This is a genomic window from Candidatus Saccharimonadales bacterium, from assembly GCA_036397795.1.
GTDB lineage: Bacteria > Patescibacteriota > Saccharimonadia > Saccharimonadales > DASWIF01 > DASWIF01.
The window spans coordinates 1-2,024 of sequence record DASWIF010000052.1; the positions used below are offsets into that span (position 1 = coordinate 1).

A 2,024-nucleotide genomic window follows, 5' to 3' on the forward strand; every position below is an offset into this window, starting at 1 on the left:
TCTTCCTTCGATTCGTAGATTTTTAGTGGTCGGCAGTGAGCGCCCCGTCCAGCTCAGAAACGAGTGTTGGCGGTTCGCCGGGCAAGAGGGTTTGGGTTATGTAGCGTCCACTCGGGTGATCGCCTGTCAACAGTTCAAGCAAACCAGGCACACTGGCTTCGGGCAGAGGCCGATCGCTGATATCCTCACCCGGAAATGCAGCCTGATGCATCTCGGTCCGCATATCGCCGGGATCCACCCAATAGACGCGCCAGGTGGGATTCTCAACGGCCAAAATGGCGGATAGCTGCTCCAGAGCGGCCTTGCTGGAGCCGTAGCCGCCCCAGCCAGGGTAGGCTTGCACCCCGGCGTCGCTGGTGATGTTGACGATCCGGGCTCCCGGCTTTAACTCCGAATGTACTGCCTGAATGATAGCCAAGGGAGCCAGAGTGTTGGCCCGATAGACGTCCTCCAGCAGCTCAAGCGGATAGTCAAGCAAACTGGGTTGCGGGCTGGGGCCCAAAATGCCGGCATTGTTGACCACGGCATCCAGCCCACCGGCGGCCCGGGCAGCCACGGCCAAAGCCCGGCGGTGGGCTTCATCGGTCACATCGCCCACAAGGGTGGTCACTTGGGTCAAGGAGGCCAGTTCAGCCTGAGCTTCTTTCAAAGCGGCCGCGCCGCGAGCGTCAATAATTAGCTGCCAGCCCCGTTGGGCCAGGGCTCGGGCCAGGGCCAACCCCAGACCCCGTGAGGCTCCGGTAATGAGAGCAGTGGGACGTTGCGTTTGTTTCGGCATGATTTGGCTCCTTTCGCCAATAAACATTGCAAACTTGCAATAGCTGGGTTGTATCTTCATAATATGCTACTCTATCTATGGGTTTTACACAGGACAAAAGAGGCCGTATCATAGAAACTAAAACCTTAATCTCACAAAAGGAAAGTGACTATGAACGGCCTAACCAACTATATCACAGAAATACCTTGGGAAGAAACAATCACGGCTTGGTATGTCCATGTCAATGATAGCTATCAAAAAATATGTCAACGATTAAAGAAAGCTGTTCGGAGCCGAGGCCCAGAACCGGAGTTGTCAGATAGTGAAGTCATCACCATCGCCTTAATCATCGAGACCTTTTTTCAAGGACACGAAGAAGTCGGCTATGCCTTTGTGCGCCAATATCTGACCGATTTATTCCCCAATTTGATCGATTTAGACCGCTTTAACCAGCGGCGGCGAGAGTTGGTGTGGTTCATTGAAGCGATCCGGCGGGACCTGCGCGATCAAATCATCGACCCGGCTGATCGGGTCCGGATCGTTGACAGTGCCCCGCTCACGACCATGACCTACACCCGTGGCTCTCGCTGCAAGAGTATGGTCGGGAGCGAATATTTTGGGGTGGTTACCAGCAAGAAAGGCAAGTTTTTTGGCTTACGGTTGCACGCCACCGTCACTGTAGAACAACTGATAGATGAATGGCTGTTGGCTCCGGCCTCAAGCACGGATGCTAAAGTCCTGGATGAGTTGGTCCTGGATTGCCGTAATTTAAGCCTCATTGGCGATAAAGCTTACAATGATGCCGAACTGGAACAACGCTTGTGGGCCAAACGACAGATCCAATTGCTCCCTTTACGTAAGGACAACCAGCAAGCTCAGTGGACAGATGATATTCGGCGTATTTTAGGGCGGGTTCGCCATCGGGTTGAGACCGTTTTTAGCACCTTGACCACTGTTTTTAATGTCCAACGGCCTCGCGGTCGCTCTTTAGCCGGTCATGTCACTCGGATTGCCACTTGTGTTTTAGCTCATACTCTCAGTTTTTTGATGGTTTGATCTTTTTCTCGTTTTATGTCAATAAATAAACCCATAGATAGAGTAAGTTAATTATGGACGATTACTTAGGGCCTGACCGTCGCCCACGTTTGAGGCCCACCTTCCCAAAACAGCCCCATTATATCACAAACTTAGAACATCGGTTCTATTTGTATTAGTACTTTAGGCCCGCTTTCATCTTAAATTTTTGCTCCCCTACCAACTTTGGCAA

General features: G+C 52.1%; 2 protein-coding genes. One reads left to right on the forward strand and one right to left on the reverse strand.

Features of this window, described 5'->3' with window-relative positions; genetic code table 11:
- Nucleotides 1-22: 22 nt before the first annotated feature.
- Nucleotides 23-778 (reverse strand): SDR family oxidoreductase, encoded by a 756-nt coding sequence (locus tag VGA08_03380; protein HEX9679636.1) that lies wholly within the window; start codon nt 776-778, stop codon nt 23-25.
- A 150-nt stretch (nt 779-928) separates the two neighbouring features.
- On the opposite strand from VGA08_03380, the gene VGA08_03385 reads away from it, so the two are divergent.
- Nucleotides 929-1,813: an IS982 family transposase gene (locus VGA08_03385; GenBank protein HEX9679637.1), complete on the forward strand. Its 885-nt coding sequence runs from the start codon at nt 929-931 to the stop codon at nt 1,811-1,813.
- Nucleotides 1,814-2,024: the final 211 nt, after the last annotated feature.

What these genes read in the sequence shown, in the direction of transcription:
- VGA08_03380 (HEX9679636.1), bottom strand. Translation starts at nt 778, where the DNA reads ATGCCGAAACAAACGCAACGTCCCACTGCTCTCATTACCGGAGCCTCA.
- VGA08_03385 (HEX9679637.1), top strand. Translation starts at nt 929, where the DNA reads ATGAACGGCCTAACCAACTATATCACAGAAATACCTTGGGAAGAAACA.